Origin of the sequence: Mycobacterium sp., assembly GCF_019247635.1 — a bacterium.
In the GTDB taxonomy this organism is placed as follows: Bacteria; Actinomycetota; Actinomycetes; order Mycobacteriales; family Mycobacteriaceae; genus Mycobacterium.
In genome coordinates, this window is the sequence record NZ_JAFBAR010000059.1 from 1 (window position 1) to 18,954 (window position 18,954).

Below are 18,954 nucleotides of genomic sequence, written 5' to 3' on the forward strand. Positions count from 1 at the left end.
TCGGCGGCGAGCGCGTTGAACAATGCGCTGGCCGCGTCGTGGTTCCATACCACCACCGAGCCGGCGTCGCTGGTGGTGAGTTCCCCGATGGGGACGGTGATCGCGGTGACCGATCCGTGCAGAGCCCAGCCGAGTCGGGTTAGGTCCCACACGTGGTCACCCCGGTCGTCCGTCAGGGCCTCGACGGCCGCATGCGGCACCGCGTACCAACGCCACGGATTGAGCCACACCGCCGGGCTGGCCACCCGGTGCAGCAGCGCCGACATGAATTGCCTCTGGTTGACCATCCGGTCCAGATCCGCCCGCGGCGTGGCCCGCGTCCTGACGTAGCCCAGCGCATTCCGGCCGTCCAGCCGCTGGCAGCCGGCGGGCAGGTCGATTCCCGCAAGCGGGTCGCTGATCGGCTTCGTCGGGCAGACGGTCACCCCGCCGAGCGCGTCGACCAGGCCGGCGAAACCGCCGAATCCGATCTCCGCGTAGTGGTCGAGTCGAAGGCCGGTGGCCTGCTCGACTGTCTGCGTCAGCAGCGGCGCCCCGCCCAGCGCAAACGCGGCGTTGATCTTGTCCCTGCCATGACCGGGGATCGATACGTACGAGTCGCGCGGTATGGACACCATTGTCGTCGGGTTTTCCGAGCCGATCCCAGGCACGTGCACCAGCAGAATGGTGTCGGTTCGGCCGTTGCCGACGTCACCGCCGGTGGCCAGATCCTGCTGCTGTTCGGCGGTGAGCCCCTGGCGGCTGTCCGAACCCACAACGAGCCAGTTCGCACCGCGGCCGACGGGCGGCCGATCGGAGTAGTCCGCCAGCGCCGCCTCGCGGTGCAGCGAGGTCTCCAACCACGCCGTCCCCGCCAGGATGCCCGCTCCGGCCACCAGCAGAGCAATGAGCAGGCTGAGCGCCACGACCCGGATCCAGCGGCGCTTGCGTTGCTTGCGGCGCTTTCGCCGTGCGGCCGGGGCAACCGGAGGGGGCGGCGCCGCGACCGGTGCGCGCCGTGGCAGCGGCACCGTCCGTCTGATCGCTGACGGCGGCGGGATGGGTTCGCGGCGCATCATCTGCGGAGGCTCGGGAGGCGCCGGCGCCGGTCTTTGAGGGCGTCGACGTTCCGGAGGGCGATCGCCGTTCACCCGGATAACCTACGTGCACGGACACCGGCCGTGCCGAGTTTGGACTACCGACGCGCCCGCAGGCCGTTGACGAACGGGCACCCCATCAACACCCGAATCGCCTGACTGAGCCCGGTCATGTCGTCCACCGGTTTTGGAAAGGGCAGCCGCACGTCACGATCACCGTCGCTGTCTTCGACCCGAAACCGGACGCCGTAGCGATCGAGCCCAAGGGGCCGGACCTGGCCGCGCCGCAGCGGTGCCGGAAGCCTGGAAACCAAGCGCGCGACAACGTCGTCGTGCACGGTTGTCAGGTGCCACAGCAGCGTCGATTCGATCTCGCAGAATGGGTCGGGCGCGGCGGCGAGGAGATCTGCGACGCCGACGGGTTCGGCCCCGGTGGCGTCGGTCACCACGACCGAGTCCACCTCCAACCGCAGCAGTGTGTAGCGGGTGTCCTCACCATCAGCCGGGGCCGAGCGCGGGGTTTGCACTTGCAGCAGAACCGGATTCGGGTTGTCGACGGCAATCAGGTCCAGGGTCGCCGTCACGGCCTCCTGGGGAACCTCGTGGAGGCGGCCGCGGACCCACACCAACGAGCGCACGGGTTCGCGCATGGGCAGCGGCGCGTAGTCGGTGAGCTCCAGCAGCGCCTGGGATCCGCAGATTCCGGCATGCGCGCCGGTCGTGAGCGGGACGGCCACCGCGAAGGATCCGTCGTCGAGCAAGTGATGCATCGGTGTGGCTACCGGCTCTTCGCGCTCGACGGCCAGGAGTGCGCCGCCGGCCCGCACGCACGCCGTTCGAATGCGCTCGGCAGTCGTCGGCGCGGGGTGAGTGAGCGGTAGCACAGTTCCCTCCAAATGCTTAGGGAAGCCTAAGTTAACTTACGGTCCTGTAGGCATGCAAGACCCGACCGGTGACGCGGCATTAGGGTTATGGTCGTGGCCCGCATCGCTTACCTAGGACCCGAGGGGACCTTCACCGAGGCGGCGCTACTCCAACTGACGGCCGTGGGCCTCGTTCCCGAGCAGGGGGCGGATCCGTTGCAGCAGTTGCCGATCGAGAGCACGCCGGCGGCACTGGACGCCGTCCGTGACGGTGCTGCCGATTACGCGTGCGTGCCGATCGAGAATTCGATCGACGGGTCGTTGATGCCGACGTTGGACAGCTTGGCCGGCGGGTCGCCGCTGCAGGTGTTCGCGGAGACCACACTGGATGTCGCCTTCAGCATTGTCGCCAAATCCGGCCTCACCGCCGCGGATGTGCGCACGCTGGCGGCCTTTCCGGTGGCGGCGGCGCAGGTGCGGAACTGGCTGGGCGCCAACCTGCCCGGCGCCGAATTGCGCCCGGCCTATTCCAACGCCGACGCCGCGCGGCAGGTGGCCGACGGTGTGGTCGACGCCGCGGTCACCTCGCCGCTGGCGGTGTCCCGCTGGGGATTGACGGCGTTGGCCGAGGGTGTTGTCGACGAGCCCAACGCCCGCACTCGTTTCGTCCTGGTCGGCCTACCAGGGCCGCCACCGGCCCGCACCGGAGTCGATCGCACCTCGGCGGTCTTGCGCATCGACAACGCGCCCGGGGCGCTGGTGGCGGCCCTGGCCGAGTTCGGCATCCGCGGCATCGACCTCACCCGGATCGAATCCCGGCCCACCCGTACCGAGCTGGGCACCTACCTGTTCTTCGTCGATTGCGTCGGCCACGTCGATGACGGTGCTGTCGCCGAGGCACTCAAGGCGCTGCACCGTCGTTGCGCTGATGTGCGATACCTGGGTTCCTGGCCGGCGGCGGCCGACGGCCCGCGGGAGTCGGTGCCGCCACCGCCCGACGAGGCCTCGCGGTGGCTGGCCCGATTGCGTGAGGGCAAGCCCGAATGAGCGGTCGCTTGGTGCTGCTGCGGCACGGCCAGTCGTACGGCAATGTCGAGCGCAGGCTGGACACCCTGCCACCGGGGGCAGCGCTGACACCGTTGGGTCGCGATCAGGCTCGGGGGTTCGCCCACAAAGTTTGCACGCGTCCGGCGCTGCTCGCGCACTCGGTGGCCACCCGGGCGTCGGAGACGGCTGCGGTGATCGGCGCCGTCCTCGACGTCACGGCCCACGAGCTGGCCGGCATCCACGAGGTCCAGGTTGGCGCGCTGGAGAACCGCAACGACGACGATGCGGTCGCTGAATTCAATGCCATCTATAAGCGCTGGCATCACGGCGAGCTGGACGTTCCGCTGCCTGGTGGCGAGACCGCAAACGATGTCTTGGACCGCTACGTGCCGGTGCTCACCGACTTGCGGATGCGATATCTCGACGACGACGAGTGGGACGGCGACATCGTGGTCGTCAGCCACGGCGCGGCGATTCGGCTGGCGTCGGCGATCCTCGCCGGCGTGGACGGCGATTTTGTGCTCGACCACCATCTGGACAACACGGAGTCGGTGGTCTTGGTACCCGTCACCGACGGGCGGTGGAGTTGCGTGCGATGGGGCTCGCTGAGGCCGCCGTTCTATCCGGAAGCCGACAGCACCCCCGTCACCGACGCCGTGGCGTCGGGCAGCGATCCGATGGGCTAAACCGCCCTGCGGACAAAGTGAGCGATCGCCTCACCACACCCGCAGCCCACCGCGTCGCAGTCGACAACGAAGGTGTGCGGCGACAGCTCCGGGCCGTCGCAGTCCGGTTCGGTGCATTCCGAACGTCGCAGTGAGTGGCGAATGATGGTGCCGTGGCAGTGATCCAAGCCTGCCCGGCAGTCGCGGCAGCCGGTGCTCATATGCCGTTCATAGCACGGGCCGCGGACAAAACCGCGCCGCCGCGCCCGACCATGGCCGGTTAGCCCCAGCCCAGCTGGTCCAGCCGGGCGTCGTCGATGCCGAAGTGGTGCGCAATTTCGTGGATCACCGTGATTGCCACCTGCTCGACGACCTCGTCGTCCGATTCGCACGCGTCCAGCAACGCCTCGCGGTAGATCGTGATGGTGTCCGGCAGCAATCCGGCGTAGTCGGAGTCCCGCTCTGTCAGCGCGACGCCCTCGTACAGGCCCAGCAGCTCGTCGTCCTCGGGGTGGCGGGCATCGACCAACACCACGACGTTGTCCATCGCGGCCGACAAGTCGGGCGGGAGCAGATCGAGTGCGTCGGAGACCAATTCCTCGAAGCGCTGCGGCCCCATCCGCACGGGCAAAACGCTAACCCGCCGGCGCGGGTTCGCCCGGCCCCGGCGGTTGACCCGCCGGCGGCGGAGCACCGCCGTCGGCCGGCTGCGGGTTGTCCTGGGGTGCCGGGTTCTGCGGTGCCTGTGACGCGGGCGATCGCTGCGGTGTGACGACCGGCTGTTGTTGGGGCAGATGCTGGTTATTCGGTGGGATGGTCGGCGTCTGCTGCGCCGGCGCCGCGGGCTGGGTCGTCGGCAGCTGCACCGGAATCGGTGGCATCGTCAGCCGCTCCTCGGGAATGTCGGGTGGAGGAACCGGCGGCTGACCGTTGATCAGCAGGGGTCCCTTTGCGGGACCCACCAGGGTGGCCCAGCCCCCGTTGCCCAGAGTCGCACCGATGCTGCACGCGACCTCACGGCTACCCGCCGACCAACTGGGCAGCGACAGCGTCGGGTAGATCAGCGTCAAGGTCGTGGTGCGCAACTTGACGGGCGCCAGGTAAGCGTCGGTCATCCGGGTGCAGGCGTCCTTGATGAAGCCGTCCTGGTCGGCTTCGGCGGGCAGCGCGGTGGGGAATTTCTCGGCCAGGTTGACCGTGCCCGTGACCTCCATCGCGTGCGTGGCCGCGCAGTCGACTGGTACGTCGACAGGCTGGTTGGTGGTGGGGTCGATGCTCAGGCAGGTCCCGGCGGGCCAGACCTTGGACTGGTCGATGTCGGCGACCTTGCCCTTGAAGGCGATCTGCTCGTTGCCCGGGCCCGGTAACTGTAGGCCGCAGAGCATGCGGCGTTCGCCGGCCTGGCGCCACGCGCGGTCGCCGGACCACAGCATGCTGATGGTGAACTTGCTATTGGGATCGAACTTGGTGCCGAGGTAGCGCTGCACTGCCGCTTCGCACTGCTCCTGGCTGATCTGCTGAATACGGGCCGGCGACGGCGGGGCAGCGTTCGGTCCGTATTCCGAGCCGGGAAATGTCCGCATATCGATCGACTCCGCGACTTCGAACCGGTGATCCTCGGTGCAACTGGCGATCGTCGCGGACTCCGGGGCGCCGTCCGGCCACATCAGGCAGTCGCCCGCGTGCGCGCGGTTCAAGGCGGCGTTGCCCTTCGTGCCGGTGCTGGGAACCGGGTTGCTGTCCATGTAGCCGGCCAGCCGTCCCGGCCCGGTGCCCACGGCGGGAATGGCGGTCACCAGCCCCGCGATCAGCAGGCCGCCCAGTGCGGTCAACAGCAGCCCCCGCCGCGTGGCCGACGCCTGCAACCCGCGCGGCCAGCGACTCGCGGGCCCCTCGGCCGGTGCGACGGGCTCGGCCGGCGCCGCCGCGGCTGCGGGCTCGGCGGGCGCCGCCGCGTCTGCGGGCTCGGCGGGCTCGGCGGGCTCGGCGGGAACTTCCTTTTCTGGCGCGTCCAACATCGGCTCCATTCTGACAGGGCCGAAACAGCGGCGTGACAAATGTTGCAGATGTGATATCCGCGACGGGTTCCCGGCCGCTCGGCGGCGTCGCCGAAAGTCGCCGGCGGTTAGTCTTGCGGCCGTGATCGACCTGAAGTTGCTCCGGGAAAACCCCGACGCTGTGCGCCGCTCCCAACTCAGCCGCGGCGAGGACCCGGCCCTGGTGGATGCCCTGCTGACCGCCGACGCCGCACGCCGCACGGCGATTGCGACCGCGGACTCGTTGCGCGCCGACCAGAAGTCCGCCAGCAAGGGCGTGGGCGCCGCGTCCGCCGCGGAGCGCCCGGCGCTGCTGCAGCGCGCCAGGGAGCTTGCCGAGCAGGTCAAGGCGGCCGAGGCCGATCAGGCGCACGCCGCGGCGGCGTTCACCGCGGCGCACATGGCGATCTCGAACGTCATTCTGGATCCGGTGCCCGCCGGCGGTGCCGACGACTACTTGGTGCTCGACGTCGTCGGCGATCCTCCCGTGCTGGCGAACCCGAAGGATCACCTGGAGCTGGGCGAGGCGCTGGGCCTGATCGACATGCAGCGCGGCGCCAAGGTCTCCGGCTCGCGGTTCTACTTCCTGACCGGCCGCGGCGCGCTGCTCCAGCTGGGCCTGTTACAGCTGGCGCTGCGCCTGGCCGTCGACAACGGCTTCGTGCCGATGATCCCGCCGGTACTCGTGCGTCCGGAGGTGATGGCCGGCACCGGATTTCTGGGCGCGCACGCCGACGAGGTGTACCGCGTGGACGCCGACGACCTGTACCTGGTCGGCACCTCCGAAGTACCGCTGGCCGGTTATCACGCCGACGAGATCCTGGACCTGTCTGGCGGACCACGGCGCTACGCGGGCTGGTCGTCGTGTTTTCGGCGTGAGGCCGGCAGTTACGGCAAGGACACCCGCGGCATCATCCGGGTGCACCAGTTCGACAAGGTGGAGGGGTTCGTCTACTGCCGGCCGGAGGAGGCCGAGGCCGAACACGGACGGCTGCTGGGCTGGCAGCGCGAGATGCTGGCGCGCATCGAGGTGCCCTACCGGGTGATCGACGTCGCCGCGGGTGATCTCGGCTCGTCGGCCGCGCGCAAGTTCGACTGCGAGGCGTGGGTTCCGACGCAGGACGCCTACCGGGAGCTGACGTCGACGTCCAACTGCACCACCTTTCAGGCCCGCCGGCTGTCGACGCGCTATCGCGACGACAACGGGAAACCGCAGACCGCGGCCACGTTGAACGGCACGCTGGGCACCACTCGATGGCTGGTCGCCATCCTGGAGAATCACCAGCAGGCCGACGGCAGCGTGCGGGTGCCGGGGGCGCTGGTTCCGTTCGTGGGCACCGAGGTGCTGGAGCCCGTTTAATCGTCTCGAACAAAACGCCAGCTGGCGGCGTGTCCCTGGACTATCATCTGTTGATCCACCGCCCGTCGTCTCTGTAGGCGGTTGCATGGGGGAAGGTGAAGTCTCATGAGCTGGCTCGGTCTGTGGTGGCGCCAGTCCGACCACTTCGACCAGCTGGGCTCCCTCCTGCAGTCCCGCGGTATGGCCGTTCGCACCCGCGCCACGGTCGCGCTGATCGGCGCCGCGCTGACCGTTGTCGTCCTGGCGACGATCTGGAGCGGGACCGGACCGCGCGGGCCCGTTCAGCTGGCGTGCGCGCTGGCCGCCTCCGGCGGTGCCACGTTGGGCGCCATGTTGTGGGTGCTGCGCTGGCCGACCCGCCGCCAGGCGATGGGTTTCGCGATGCTGTCCACCGCCAGCATCGCGCTGGCCGCGCTCGCCCAGAGCGATCCCGTCGCCGCCATGCTGGCTTGCACAACCTTCGCGACGATGGCCGGTTACATCGCGCTGTTTCACGCCGCGCGGCTGATGGTGTTCAACTTCACGATCGCCGCGCTCACCGGCGGCGTCGAGGTGATGCGGATTACGGCGGCGTCCGGCGTCGTTGCCGCGGTGTGCGGATATGCGGTCGTGCTCACCTTGAATCTGGCGGTCCCCTTTGGCATTCAGGCCGTTGCGCACGTTCTCGGTACCGACGCGGTGCAGGCCGAACGCGACCAACTGACCGGCCTATTGAACCGGCGCGCGTTCCACCGGCGCACCAGGGGACACCTGCGGCACGACGGCTTCCGACCGGCTCATTTGGTCCTGACCGTGATCGACCTGGACCGCTTCAAGCAAATCAATGACAAGTACGGGCACAGCAAGGGTGACGAGGCGCTGGTCGCGGTGGCGCGAGCGTTGCGGGAGAACACCGACGACACCGCGATTGTCGGTCGCTCCGGCGGTGAGGAATTCGTGATCGCCGCGATCTGGCACCCGGCTGAAATAGGTCCGCGAGCTCAACGACTGTGCGACGCGATTGCCGCGCTACCGTTCAAGCTCACCGCCAGCGTCGGCACGGCCAGTGTCTGCCTGGACGGCCAAGAACCGGACACCGACGAGCTGGTGGTCTCCCTGATCGCGGCCGCCGATGCGGCGATGTACGCCGCGAAACGCCACGGGGGCAATCAGATTCACCATCACGCCGGTTATCGCCGCAACGAGGTCAGCGCTTAGGCGTGCACCGTCTCGCGGGCTTGTTCGTGCCGGCGCGTGCGTTCCATGGTGGCGAAGTACCAGGCCAGCGGGAACGAGAAGCTGGTGAAGAAGCTGGCGGCGAAAAACAGCCACGGGCGCCGGATGCCACGCCGACGGCCGTCGACGATGGTAAACACCGGCAGCAGAATGACATTCGCGATGAGGTAGTCCTGGTCGCCCGAGCCGGCAGCCGGGTTCGCGAACTGCTGTCGCAGGAAGTTCGGGTAACTCGCCGGGCCGTGGAACAGGTTCCCCTGTCCGTGGGAATCAAGCACGAAGTGGATGTTGAAGTACCAGCCCAGCGCGATCGAGGCAAAGCCGGCGGCGTAGTACACGCCCTCCAGCGGCGACAACCACGATCCGCCGGCCGGTTTTGCGTAGACCTGCGGGTTTGACGCGATAAGCCAGACGATGACGGCGATCCCGAGTATTGCGTGCACGTACAGCCAGACCATGCGCGAAGTCTGGCCCCAGCCGCAAAGTTTTGTCAATATTGACATTCGAAGCGAACGGGCGGTCAAGCCGTTTGCTACCTTACTGGCATGGTTCGGCCCGCGCAGACGGCGCGCAGCGAGCGCACCCGCGAGGCATTGCGACAGGCCGCGTTGGTGCGGTTTCTGGGACAGGGCGTGGAGGAGACGTCCGCCGAGCAGATCGCCGCGGACGCGGGGGTATCGCTGCGGACCTTCTATCGCCACTTCCGGTCCAAGCACGACCTGCTGTTTGCCGATTACACCGGGCTGAATTGGTTTCGCGCCGCGCTCGACGCCAGGCCCGCAGGCGAACCGATCATCGACTCCGTGCAGTCCTCGATCTTCTCATTTCCGTACGACGTCGAGGCCGTGACGAAAATCGCTGCCCTGCGGGGAGGCGAGCTTGACCCTGGCCGCATCGTCCGCCACATTCAGGACGTCCAGGCCGATTTCGCCGACGCCATCCAGGCGCAGCTGCAACGCCGTAGCTGCAACTCGGAGGAGACGACGGACGCGCGGTTGCGCTTCGCGGTGACCGCACGTTGCATCGCGGCCGCGGTGTTCGGCGCGATGGAAGTGTGGATGGTCGGCGATGACCGTTCGCTGGGTGAGCTGGCGCGGGTGTGCCACGCCGCGCTGGAGTCGCTGCGGGCCGGTATCACCGGCGCATGGGTAAGCGGCACAGTTTTGTCATAATTGACAAAACTGGCCGACCATGCCAACCTGCCTGTCGGAGGGCAGAACCTATGTCTGAAGCCAAGGCTGAATTTGACGCGATAGTTATCGGTGCCGGACACAACGGGCTGACGGCGGCGGTCATGCTGCAGAAGGCGGGACTACGGACCGCGTGCCTGGATGCCAAGCTCTACGCCGGGGGAATGGCTTCCACCGTCGAACTGTTCGACGGCTATAAGTTCGAGATTGCCGGCTCGGTCCAGTTCCCGACGTCGACGGCGGTGATCAACGAACTCGGTCTGGATAGCCTGCCGACGGTCGACCTGGACGTCATGTCGGTGGCGCTGCGCGGTGTCGGTGACGATCCACTCGTCCAGTACACCGACCCGATCAAGCTCTTCACCCACCTCAACGAGGTGCACGGCGCGGACGCCGTCAACGGAATGGCGGGGCTGATGGCCTGGAGCCAGGCTCCCGCCCGGGCGTTGGGCCGCTTCGAGGCCGGAACGCTGCCCAAGACTTTCGACCAGATGTATGCCTGCGCCACAAACGAATTCGAACGCTCAGCCATTGACGACATGCTTTTCGGGTCGGTCACTGACGTGTTGGACCGCTACCTTCCGGACCGTGAGAAGCACGGCGCGTTGCGCGGTTCGATGACCGTGCTGGCCGTCAACACCCTCTACCGGGGGCCGGCCACGCCGGGCAGCGCGGCCGCACTCGCCTTCGGGCTCGGCGTTCCCGACGGCGACACCATGCAGATGAAGAAGCTGCGCGGCGGCATCGGAGCGCTCACGGCACACCTGTGTGCAGTGCTGGAAAGTCTCGGCGGCGAAGTCCGCCTCCGCACCAGGGTGGAGGAGATCCTCGTCGCCGACGGACGGGTCAGCGCAGTGCGCACCGAGGCCGGAGAGATCTTGAGCGCCCCGATCGTCGTCTCCGGCATCGCACCCGACCTGACGCTCAACGAGCTGATCGATCCCTCGGTGCTGCCCGCCGATATCAGGGAACGATTTGCGCGCACCGACCACCGCGGCAGCTACCTGCAGATGCACTTCGCGCTGGACGAGGCCCCCGAGTTCGTCGCCCCCTACGAGTCGCTCAACGACCCCGCGATGCAGGCGTCGTTGGGCCTGTTTTGCACGCCGGAGGAAGTCCAGCAGCAGTGGGAGGATTGCCGTCGCGGGATCGTCCCTGCCGACCCGACGTTGGTCTTGCAGGTCCCGTCGCAGAACGACCCCGATCTGGCGCCGGAGGGCAAGCACGCCGCGTCGGCGTTCGCGTTGTGGTTCCCGATCGAGGGCGGTGCCGACTACGGCCAGGCAAAGGCCGAAATGGGTCAACGCGTGATCGACAAGGTCACCCGGTTGGCGCCGAATTTCGAGCGCAGCATCATCCGGCACACCACCTTCACGCCCAGACACATGGGGGTGATGTTCGGTGCTCCGGGCGGCGACTACTGCCACGGGCTGCTGAACGCCGATCAGATCGGCCCCAACCGACCCGGGCCGAAAGGCTTTGTCGGCCAGCGGATCCCAATAAAGGGGCTGTACCTTGGCAGCGCGGGCTGCCACGGCGGGCCGGGGATCACGTTCATTCCCGGATACAACGCGGGGCGCGCGGCACTGGCCGACCTCTAACCAAGCCGCCCCAGTAACTCGTCCAGCACCGCGGTGAATTCGTCCGGCCGGGCCGGCGTGAAGGCCGGGGTGGGGCTGGTCCCGGGCAGGTCCAGGGTGATCAATGTCGACTTGAGCGGCCGGTACACGTCCAGCGGCAGCCAGCGACGCAAATCCGGCGTGCCCCAGATATTGAACCGCGCCACGAACAGGCCCAGCGACTCGGACTTGTAACCGTGGATCTTGTCCAGCGCAATGACTTTCGCCGTGCCCGAAGGGAAATGATAGCGGCGCAACGTGAGCGCCGTGCGGTCCAGCTGGACGACGCCGTCATCGTAAGAAGGCCGGTAGGTCGTGCTCATGCGCGCGCGCTCCGTAGCTCGTGGCCCCGGGTGGTCAGGCAGCGCCCGTCGTCCAGGCGCCATTGCCATCCGTGCAGATTACAGGTGAGCGTGTTTCCTTCCACCACACCGAATTTCGATAGATCGGCCTTGAGGTGCGGGCAGCGGCGCTGAATCTCCCAGCCGTCAAGCATGATCGACGCGGAGTCGTCGTGTGTTTCGGCGAACCAGCCGTCGGCATACGCGATCCGCTCGTCGGTCAGGCACTTGAAGAACGTGTACAGATATTCGTTGTAGCCGCCGACCCGCCAGGCCCGGAACCGGGTGGACAAGAAGATGGTGTTGACCCAGTCCGGTTCGTGGTCGCGTAACACCGTGCGCACCAGCTCGGGGGCGATCTCGAACCCGTAGCGCACCTTCTCGTCGGGAATCCGTTCCCGCACGGTGCGTTTCGGAAAATCCAACACCACGGTTTCGGGACCTAGCACAAGTTCGACGGGATAGCCTATGCCGTCACAGATTTCGTCGCTTTGCAGCATGATCGGCTCGAACAGCGCGCGCAGCGGTTCCAGCAACGGTTCGCCGCCGGCGGGGGCCCAGCGGGCCTTTTCGGCCCTCAGCACCGGCGCCATCCGCTCGGCGTAGCCGGCGATGTAGGCCGCTTTACCGGTGCTGAACATGGCCTCCACCTGGTCGGTGGGCAGCGGATGGCGCAGCGAGTTCAGTGTGCTGCCGGTGAAATCGGCGACCGATCCGGGGATCATCAGCAGGCCGCGGTCGTGGCCGTGTGCACGCATTTGGTCCAGGAAAACCCTCTGGTCGGGGAAGATGTTGGCCGGGTCATCGCGGTCGTCGTTGAGCTGTCGCAACTCGTCGTCCAGGAAGCACGGCGGCCCCGCCGACGGCACCACCCAGGACGCCCCCACCTGCGCGACGTACTGGCGGGCGCGGTCCATCTGCCGTTGCCGCTTCTGGGTGCCGAACGACTCCTTGGCCCGGGCCGGCATGTCGTAGACCATCGGATACCAGATGGCCCCGGAGTACTGCAGCAGATGCACATCGATGTCATCGAATTCGGTTGTCAGCACGTCCAAGTCGACGGGGCGGGCGTCGTTCATGTTGAAAACCGTTGTGACGCCGTCTGAAACCACCAGCGCCGAGTCGCCGATCGGACCATCCGCCGGGGCACGCAGGGCGATGACCATGATGTCGAGATCACCCTTGGCGCCGGACAGTCGGTGTTTGACCGAGTCGGTGGTTTCGAAGAACCGGTGAAAACCCAATTCCTGCAGCTCATTTCTCAGGTCGGGCACCGGAAAGTCGGGCAGCAGCACCACCGCGTCCTTGTTGACGTGGGTGCGCAGGTTTTCTGCGTCGAAGTGATCTTTGTGCAGGTGTGACACGTACAGGTAGTCGCAGGCGCCCAGCGTGTGCCAGTCCAGCGCACTGTTGTCCGGGAACGGGAACCAGGACGCGAAGTACGCGGGGTTGACCCAGGGGTCGCAGAGGATGCTGCCCGCCCGGGTCTCGATCAGAAAGCCGGCGTGGCCGACGCTTGTGACCTGCACAAATACCTTTCGGCTACCAATCTGCGCTGCCTTCGAGTCGCTTCGAGCTTAGCGTGAGTCACCATCTCCGGCCTGGAGCGGCCGCCTGCCTCTTGACCGGCCTCGTCTGATGACCGCTTGGAGCATTAGGCTGAAAAACTGTGGAGCCGGTATATGCGACTGTCATTCAGATTGCCCGTTTGATATTCCGCATCCAGGGCCTGAAGATCACCGTGACCGGGGTGGAGAATCTTCCTACCAGCGGCGGTGCCGTCATCGCGATCAACCACACCGGCTACCTGGACTTCACTCTCGCGGGTTTGCCCACCTACCAGCAGGGCCTCGGGCGCAAGGTGCGCTACATGGCCAAGCAGGAGGTCTTCGACCACAAGATCACCGGGCCGATCATGCGCAGCCTGCGGCACATCCCGGTGGACCGGCAATCCGGAGCCGCGTCGTATGAGGCCGCGGTCCGGAACCTGAAGGACGGTGAGTTCGTCGGCGTCTACCCCGAGGCGACGATCAGCCGCAGCTTCGAGATCAAGGAATTCAAGACCGGTGCCGCGCGGATGGCCGTCGAGGCCGGGGTGCCGATCGTCCCGCACATCGTGTGGGGCGCGCAGCGGATCTGGACCAAGGGCCACCCCAAGAAGCTGTTCCGTCCCAAGGTGCCGATCCAGATCGTCGTCGGCGAGCCCATCGAACCGACATTGGCCACAGCCGAGCTGAGCGGCCTACTGCACTCGCGGATGCAGCATCTGCTGGAACGCGCGCAGGAACAGTACGGCCCCCATCCCGCCGGCGAGTTCTGGGTGCCGCACCGGCTCGGCGGCGGAGCGCCGTCGCTCGCCGAGGCGGCCCGCATGGAGGCCGAGGAGGCCGCGATCAAGGCGGCCCGCCGCGCACAATCCGCCGGAGCGCCCGACCAGTGAGGCGATGGTGGAACCGACCTACCGCACCCTCGAGATCCTGGCCCGGTTCCTGGTCCTAGCCAGCGGCACCCGGATCACGTACGCCGGCGAGCAGAACGTCCCCGAGCGCGGCGGCGCCGTGATCGCGATCAACCACACCAGCTACGTCGACTGGCTGCCGGCCGCGTTGGCCATGCATCGGCGGCACCGGCGGCTGAGGTTCATGATCAAGGCCGAGATGCAGCAGCGCAGGGTGGTCAACTTCCTGATCGAACGCACGAAGGCAATCCCGGTTGACCGGCATGCCGGGTCCGGTGCCTACGCCGTGGCGGTGCGGCGCCTGCGCGAGGGGGAGTTGGTCGGCGTCTATCCCGAGGCAACGATCAGCAGGAGCTTCGAGCTCAAGGAGTTCAAGTCGGGAGCCGCCAGGATGGCGGCCGAGGCGGGCGTCCCTATCGTCCCGGTGATCGTCTGGGGTTCACAACGGATCTGGACCAAGGGCCAGCCAAGGCATTTGATGGGATGGCCGGGCCGCAACGAGGTCACGGTAGCGGTGGGGGCGCCGTTGCCCGCCAGCGCCTCGATGGCCGGGCTGCGCGAGTCGATGACAACGATGCTGCATTGTGCGCAAGAGCAATATCCACACCCGGCGGGGGCGTACTGGGTGCCGCAGCGGCTCGGCGGCGGTGCTCCGACGCTGACCGAGGCCACCGCGCTGGATGCCGAAGAGGCGGCCGGCCGCCGACAACGTCGGTCCGGTTAACGACGGGTTCAAGTACGCAAGGGATAATCGGGGGCATGGCAGAGCCGTTTTTCCGGATGATGGAGATCCTTGTCCCGTCCGTCGTCGCGGCACAGGGAACCAAGATCACCTACCACGGGCTCGACAACATCCCGGAGCGCGGCGCCGCCTTGATCGCCCTGAACCACACGAGTTATGTGGACTGGATTCCGGCGTCGCTCGCCGCGAAGGAACGCAAGCGCCGCTTGAGGTTCATGATCAAAGCCGAAATGCAGGAGGTGCGGGCGGTCAACTACGTGATCAAGCACACGCAGCTCATTCCGGTGGATCGTCGTGTCGGCAGCGACGCCTACGCCGTCGCGGTGCAGCGGCTGCGTGAGGGCGAGCTGGTCGGGCTGCATCCCGAGGCCACCATCAGCCGCAGTTATGAACTGCGCCAATTCAAGACGGGGGCGGCCCGCATGGCGCTCGAGGCGCAGGTGCCGATAATTCCGTTCATTGTCTGGGGCGCACACCGGATTTGGCCGAAGGATCACCCAAAGAGGGTAATTCGCAACAAGATTCCGATCAGCGTCGTCGTCGGCAAGCCGCTGCCGCCGAAAGGTGACCCCGAACAACTCAACAACGAACTGCGGCAGGCGATGAATGCGATTCTCTATCGGGTGCAGGAGGAGTACCCCCACCCGGAGGGGGAGTTCTGGGTGCCACGGCGCCTGGGTGGCAGCGCGCCGAGTCCGGACGATTCCCGCCAGCTCCGGTTGGCCGAGTTGGCCGAGCGTGCCCAAAAGTATGGGACCGACGGTGTGACGCCTCCGGAGAATCAAGGCGGACCACGCTGAGGCCGGGTTTGCCGCCGGCGCTGATCGCTTGCGACGTCGACGGCACACTATTCGACGACGACGAAACCATCAGCCCGCGGACCCGTGCCGCAGTAGGTGCCGCCGTGGATGCCGGGGCGCGGTTTGTCCTGGCGACCGGTCGTCCACCGCGCTGGGTGCGGCCCGTCGTGGACGCGCTCGGATTCGCCCCCATGGCGGTTTGCGCCAACGGCGCGGTCATCTACGATCCCGTGACCGACCGGGTGCTGTCGGCGCGGACGTTGGCCGTCGACACCCTCGCGGAGTTGGCGGAGGTCGCGACCCGCGTCATCCCGGGGGCCGGTCTGGCGGTGGAACGGATCGGCGAGCGCGCGCACGACACGGCGACCCCACAGTTCATCAGCTCGCCGGGTTACGAGCACGCGTGGCTCAACCCGGACAACACCGAAGTGTCCATCCAGGATCTGCTCAGCGCGCCGGCGATCAAACTGCTGATCCGAAAGGCCGGCGCGCGCAGCGCGGACATGGCCGCCGAACTGGCCAAGCACGTCGGGATCGGCGGCGACATCACCTACTCGACCAACAACGGCCTGGTGGAGATCGTCCCCCTGGGTATCAGCAAGGCCACCGGGGTTGACGAGATCGCACGGCCGCTGGGGCTCGCCGATGCCGACGTGGTCGCTTTCGGCGACATGCCCAACGACGTGCCGATGTTGCTACGGGCCGGCCTTGGCGTGGCGATGGGCAATGCCCACCCCGAGGCGCTGGCCGCCGCCGACGAGGTTACCGCCACCAACACCGACGACGGCGTCGCGCGGGTGCTGGAGCGCTGGTGGGGATAGCTGTGCGCGCGCCTGCAATGTGCAAGACTGCCCGCATGCCAATTCGGGATCCCCGCTAGTGGGGACGGATCAAGACCCGCCCGAAGGTGGGGTGCCCGAGGGCTTGGACGGGGGCGAAGAACCCACCGCCGGGTATCCGTCCCGTGGCAGCATGCAGTTCCAGGACGCGGAGACGACGCAGCCGCGCCCGCCGACCCCCGCCGAGTTGCGCGCACGAGAGAAGTTCGCCAAAAAGCAACAGGAGGAGGAGGAAGCGCGGCTCGAGGCGGAAGCCAAGGCGCGCCATCGCAAACGTGTGTTGATGGGCACCGCGGCGGGCGTTGGGGTAGTGGCTGTGGTTGCGGGCCTTGGGTATTGGGCACTGTCGGCGCCAACCGTCACCGCGCAGTGCGTCCAGGACGACGCGAATGGCCAACCGGTGATCGTGCCGGACGGTTACTGCACCGGTCACACCGCGGGCCTCAACGGCTTCTTCTTCTACGGCGGCCATCAGTACCGGTATTACTACGGCAGCTCGGGTTCCGTCGGGCAGTCGCCGATCGGTGGGTCGACGACCCTGCCCAAGGGGGCCACGGTTAAGACCAAGTCCGGCAGCACCATTCAGCGCGGCGGCCTCGGTGGCAAGCTCAGCGGCGGGAAGAGCAGTGGCTCGTGAAGCGTGGCAGGTCACAGCCGCGGCCCAATTGGCGGTCGACGGTCGAATCCCAGGGGCTGGTGTACGGGACACCGGCCCGCGACGCGCGGGGCAGGGATCGGCCGTACTGGGACGAGTCGGTGCACTACGAATTCGAGATGGACGAGATCCTGGCCCTCGAAGCCGACGTCGAGTTGCTGCACTCGATGTGTCTCAACGCCGTCGAGCAGGTGGTGCTGATGGAGCGGTTCGCGGATTTCGGTCTGCCGGAATGGAGTTGGCAACCGATCGCCGAGTCGTGGCGCCGCTCCGACCCGCACGTGTACGGCCGGTTCGACCTGCGGTATGACGGCCGCCGCCCGGCGGTGCTGCTCGAGTACAACGCCGATACACCGACCACCTTACTGGAAGCCGCTATCCTGCAATGGTATTGGCTCAAGGACAAGTTTCCCGACGACGACCAGTGGAACTCACTGCACGAGCAGTTGGTCGATCGCTGGAAGTTGGTCGGTGATTCGCTGCCCAGCGCCGAGCTGCACTTCACCTGGTCTGGTGTGGAAGCCACTGGCGAGGACCAGATTACGACGACCTACATGCAGGAGACCGCGGCCGAAGCGGGCTTCCAGACGGTCGGCCTGATGATCGAAGACCTCGGTTGGGACTCGGCCCTGGAGCGGTTCGTCGATCTGGAAGAAGACCAGCTCCACGCGGTCTTCAAGCTGTACCCGTGGGAGTGGGTGCTCGACGACGAGTTCGGCAAGCATGTCGTGTCCAGCCTGCCGCAGACGACCTGGATCGAGCCGTTGTGGAAGACCCTGTTGTCGAACAAGGCGATCCTGGCGGTGTTGTGGGAGATGTATCCGGGTCATCCGAACCTGCTGCCCGCCTACCTCGACGACCCGCACGAGCTCACCGAATACGTCCGCAAGCCCAAGCTCGGCCGAGAAGGGGCGAACATCACCGTTGTCGGCGCCGGCATGGAAACGGCCACCGGCGGGGTGTACGGCGAAGAGGGGTTCGTCTACCAATTGCTCGACCCGCTACCGCAATTCGACGAAATGCGGCCCGCGCTGGGCGCGTGGGTGGTCGGCGATTCGTCGGCGGGACTCGGCATCCGGGAGACCGCCGGACTGATCACCGACGACGGAGCAGCCTTTGTCCCACACCGGATTCCGCAGAAATAAAGGAGTTGATCAATGACGGCAACCAGCGTGGCGCTGAACTCGGGGTACTGGGACGCGGGGTATCTGGCGGTGCTCGGCCGCGGTGCCGGGGCGATTTTGTTATATGCGATCGTCGGCCTGGTGCTGATGCTGATCGGCTTCTACGCCATCGACCTCACCACGCCGGGACCGCTGCGCAAGATGGTCGACGCCGGGAAACCGAACGCGATCATCGTGTCCGCCGCCGGCATGGTCAGCATGGCGCTCATCGTGGTTCTGGCGATCTATGCGTCGTCGGGAAAGCTGTTGGAAGGGCTGGTGGGGGCAGCTGTCTTCGGGCTGGTGGGAATCATCGCGCAGGTCGTCATGATGAGGGTCGCGGCCCTGGCGATCGGAATCAATATGCACGAATTGTTCGAGGCCGACGAGTTCAGCTATGACGCGCTGATGGTCGCCGCGGCACAGTTCGCGCTGGGCATCGTGGTGGCGGTCGCGATTCTCTAGCCCTGGGTGGCCCGGGCGCCCGGCGCTGACAATGTCGGCGCCGACGGATCTACCCGCTGGTACCCGCGTGACACTGACCACCGCCGGCACTTTCATGCTCGCCGGGGTCAACTACAAGGTCAACTACAAGGTCGACGGACGGCGCGGCCTTGAACAGGTCCTGGTCATTACCGACGGCGACAAGATCATCGTCGCCGACCTGGAAGGCGAGATCCTCATCGAGCACACTCGACCCGCAACCGGAGTGACATACGTCGGCAACGGCCGACCCCGCGGCCCACGCCCCAACAGCGAGGAAACATCACCGAAGTCCTGACACACCAACCGTCACCGATGTCCTGACACAGAACTGTCACCGCTGTCCCGAGACATCACAGTCGGCCTGTCGGCCGGCTGTGGCATAATCGAAAACATGTTCGA

22 protein-coding genes are annotated in these 18,954 nt (G+C 67.0%); 14 read left to right on the forward strand and 8 right to left on the reverse strand.

The annotated features are described in order from the left end of the window. Together JO236_RS08220 and JO236_RS08225 are read right to left on the reverse strand one after the other, a co-directional pair. Positions 1 to 1,130 (reverse strand): LCP family protein (locus JO236_RS08220; protein WP_416362191.1); only part of this gene is annotated, 1,130 nt, incomplete at its 3' end. A gap of 44 nt (positions 1,131 to 1,174) precedes the next feature. Further along, positions 1,175 to 1,960: a DUF2470 domain-containing protein gene (locus JO236_RS08225; RefSeq protein ID WP_293327185.1), complete on the reverse strand. Its 786-nt coding sequence runs from the start codon at positions 1,958 to 1,960 to the stop codon at positions 1,175 to 1,177. A 93-nt stretch (positions 1,961 to 2,053) separates the two neighbouring features. Here JO236_RS08225 and pheA point away from each other — a divergent pair, with 93 nt between their 5' ends. Together pheA and JO236_RS08235 are read left to right on the forward strand one after the other, a co-directional pair. Further along, positions 2,054 to 2,986 carry a prephenate dehydratase gene (pheA, locus tag JO236_RS08230; RefSeq protein WP_293327133.1) on the forward strand — a complete coding sequence of 311 codons (933 nt, stop codon included), beginning with the start codon at positions 2,054 to 2,056 and terminating at the stop codon, positions 2,984 to 2,986. Beyond that, on the forward strand, positions 2,983 to 3,672 hold the full coding sequence (locus tag JO236_RS08235; protein ID WP_293327136.1) for a histidine phosphatase family protein: 690 nt from the start codon (positions 2,983 to 2,985) through the stop codon (positions 3,670 to 3,672). Before pheA ends, JO236_RS08235 begins: the two co-directional genes overlap by 4 nt. Here the strand turns inward: JO236_RS08235 and JO236_RS08240 are convergent. Genes JO236_RS08240 through JO236_RS08250 form a run of 3 tightly spaced genes read right to left on the reverse strand, consistent with a single transcriptional unit; the run spans position 3,669 to position 5,669 of the window. After that, positions 3,669 to 3,872, reverse strand: a complete 204-nt coding sequence (locus JO236_RS08240) for a hypothetical protein (RefSeq protein WP_293327138.1) — start codon at positions 3,870 to 3,872, stop codon at positions 3,669 to 3,671. The two genes, JO236_RS08235 and JO236_RS08240, sit on opposite strands and share 4 nt — an antisense overlap. Before the next feature lie 59 nt (positions 3,873 to 3,931). Then, positions 3,932 to 4,282, reverse strand: a complete 351-nt coding sequence (locus JO236_RS08245; protein ID WP_293327141.1) for a metallopeptidase family protein — start codon at positions 4,280 to 4,282, stop codon at positions 3,932 to 3,934. Between the two features lie 4 nt (positions 4,283 to 4,286). Then, a complete protein-coding gene (locus JO236_RS08250) occupies positions 4,287 to 5,669 on the reverse strand; it encodes a septum formation family protein (RefSeq protein ID WP_293327143.1) in 1,383 nt (460 codons plus the stop codon). 121 nt (positions 5,670 to 5,790) lie between these two features. Here JO236_RS08250 and serS point away from each other — a divergent pair, with 121 nt between their 5' ends. Together serS and JO236_RS08260 are read left to right on the forward strand one after the other, a co-directional pair. After that, positions 5,791 to 7,047, forward strand: coding sequence for a serine--tRNA ligase (gene serS, locus JO236_RS08255; protein ID WP_293327146.1), 1,257 nt, complete (start codon positions 5,791 to 5,793; stop codon positions 7,045 to 7,047). 105 nt (positions 7,048 to 7,152) lie between these two features. Beyond that, on the forward strand, positions 7,153 to 8,244 hold the full coding sequence (locus JO236_RS08260; RefSeq protein ID WP_293327148.1) for a diguanylate cyclase domain-containing protein: 1,092 nt from the start codon (positions 7,153 to 7,155) through the stop codon (positions 8,242 to 8,244). On the opposite strand, the gene JO236_RS08265 is transcribed toward JO236_RS08260, so the two are convergent. After that, positions 8,241 to 8,720 carry a DUF2834 domain-containing protein gene (locus JO236_RS08265; RefSeq protein ID WP_293327150.1) on the reverse strand — a complete coding sequence of 160 codons (480 nt, stop codon included), beginning with the start codon at positions 8,718 to 8,720 and terminating at the stop codon, positions 8,241 to 8,243. The genes JO236_RS08260 and JO236_RS08265 overlap by 4 nt on opposite strands. Before the next feature lie 87 nt (positions 8,721 to 8,807). Here JO236_RS08265 and JO236_RS08270 point away from each other — a divergent pair, with 87 nt between their 5' ends. Continuing rightward, the gene (locus tag JO236_RS08270) at positions 8,808 to 9,434 is read left to right on the forward strand and encodes a TetR/AcrR family transcriptional regulator (RefSeq protein ID WP_293327152.1); all 627 of its coding nucleotides are present in this window, start codon (positions 8,808 to 8,810) and stop codon (positions 9,432 to 9,434) included. Between the two features lie 50 nt (positions 9,435 to 9,484). Next, positions 9,485 to 11,053, forward strand: a complete 1,569-nt coding sequence (locus JO236_RS08275; RefSeq protein WP_293327155.1) for a phytoene desaturase family protein — start codon at positions 9,485 to 9,487, stop codon at positions 11,051 to 11,053. Here the strand turns inward: JO236_RS08275 and JO236_RS08280 are convergent. Together JO236_RS08280 and JO236_RS08285 are read right to left on the reverse strand one after the other, a co-directional pair. Then, positions 11,050 to 11,394: a hypothetical protein gene (locus JO236_RS08280; protein ID WP_293327159.1), complete on the reverse strand. Its 345-nt coding sequence runs from the start codon at positions 11,392 to 11,394 to the stop codon at positions 11,050 to 11,052. The genes JO236_RS08275 and JO236_RS08280 overlap by 4 nt on opposite strands. Continuing rightward, positions 11,391 to 12,941: an MBL fold metallo-hydrolase gene (locus JO236_RS08285; protein ID WP_293327162.1), complete on the reverse strand. Its 1,551-nt coding sequence runs from the start codon at positions 12,939 to 12,941 to the stop codon at positions 11,391 to 11,393. The genes JO236_RS08280 and JO236_RS08285 overlap by 4 nt, the downstream gene beginning before the upstream one ends. 140 nt (positions 12,942 to 13,081) lie before the next feature. On the opposite strand from JO236_RS08285, the gene JO236_RS08290 reads away from it, so the two are divergent. From JO236_RS08290 to JO236_RS08325, 8 genes are all read left to right on the forward strand, one after another. Beyond that, positions 13,082 to 13,852 (forward strand): lysophospholipid acyltransferase family protein, encoded by a 771-nt coding sequence (locus JO236_RS08290; protein WP_293327164.1) that lies wholly within the window; start codon positions 13,082 to 13,084, stop codon positions 13,850 to 13,852. Between the two features lie 4 nt (positions 13,853 to 13,856). Beyond that, a complete protein-coding gene (locus tag JO236_RS08295; protein ID WP_293327167.1) occupies positions 13,857 to 14,594 on the forward strand; it encodes a lysophospholipid acyltransferase family protein in 738 nt (245 codons plus the stop codon). 35 nt (positions 14,595 to 14,629) lie between these two features. Next, entirely contained in the window at positions 14,630 to 15,412 is a 783-nt protein-coding gene (locus tag JO236_RS08300) for a lysophospholipid acyltransferase family protein (RefSeq protein WP_293327170.1), read from the forward strand. A gap of 8 nt (positions 15,413 to 15,420) precedes the next feature. Continuing rightward, positions 15,421 to 16,233 (forward strand): HAD family hydrolase, encoded by an 813-nt coding sequence (locus JO236_RS08305; RefSeq protein ID WP_416362192.1) that lies wholly within the window; start codon positions 15,421 to 15,423, stop codon positions 16,231 to 16,233. Between the two features lie 58 nt (positions 16,234 to 16,291). Next, positions 16,292 to 16,888 (forward strand): hypothetical protein, encoded by a 597-nt coding sequence (locus tag JO236_RS08310; protein WP_293327172.1) that lies wholly within the window; start codon positions 16,292 to 16,294, stop codon positions 16,886 to 16,888. Further along, positions 16,885 to 18,051 (forward strand): glutathionylspermidine synthase family protein, encoded by a 1,167-nt coding sequence (locus JO236_RS08315; protein ID WP_293327175.1) that lies wholly within the window; start codon positions 16,885 to 16,887, stop codon positions 18,049 to 18,051. Before JO236_RS08310 ends, JO236_RS08315 begins: the two co-directional genes overlap by 4 nt. Before the next feature lie 12 nt (positions 18,052 to 18,063). Further along, complete coding sequence (locus JO236_RS08320; protein WP_293327177.1) at positions 18,064 to 18,534, forward strand: DUF350 domain-containing protein; 471 nt, start codon at positions 18,064 to 18,066, stop codon at positions 18,532 to 18,534. Positions 18,535 to 18,601: 67 nt separating this feature from the next. Then, positions 18,602 to 18,850: a hypothetical protein gene (locus JO236_RS08325; RefSeq protein WP_293327180.1), complete on the forward strand. Its 249-nt coding sequence runs from the start codon at positions 18,602 to 18,604 to the stop codon at positions 18,848 to 18,850. Positions 18,851 to 18,954 lie beyond the last annotated feature (104 nt).